Raw genomic sequence first — 429 nt, 5'->3', positions numbered from 1 at the left:
AAAGCGATGGGGCCCGGAGAAGCCGTTTTCTTGCTCGTGTCGACGACGCCGCTGTCTGCGCCTACGAGCAGAACCTCACGTGCGGTTCGCTTAACGCCCGCCATTTCTAAAATCTCGCGCAGAGGAATACCTGTCCACGCGGCATTGCCGACGGCTCCGTTCTGCCACTGCAACCCTTCCTTCGGCGGCTCATAGTAGACGCGCCCATTCCCCGCACACTCGACGACGGCGGTCAAAGTCGTGCTCCGCATCGCCTTGATGCTGTCGAGGTCAAGTTCGATCGGCCGCTCCACCGCCCCGCCAACGCGCAATCTCCAGTCTCGGGCATCGAGGTCCGGCGACGGGAAATGGTTTCGCACGAAGAACAGCTCGGTTGGGATCAGCCAATCGGAGAGCGACGCAAACGGAAACTCGATATTCTCAGGGGAT

1 protein-coding gene is annotated in these 429 nt (G+C 60.8%); it reads right to left on the bottom strand.

The features are described 5' to 3' along the window. Positions 1-429 (bottom strand): molybdopterin-dependent oxidoreductase (locus K6N12_RS33710; RefSeq protein ID WP_222149184.1); only part of this gene is annotated, 429 nt, incomplete at both ends.

The sequence above is a fragment of the Rhizobium redzepovicii genome, assembly GCF_019793435.1.
Taxonomy (GTDB): domain Bacteria; phylum Pseudomonadota; class Alphaproteobacteria; order Rhizobiales; family Rhizobiaceae; genus Rhizobium; species Rhizobium redzepovicii.
Note: the sequence above shows the minus strand (reverse complement) of the source record. Positions and strands in the feature narration are given on the sequence as shown.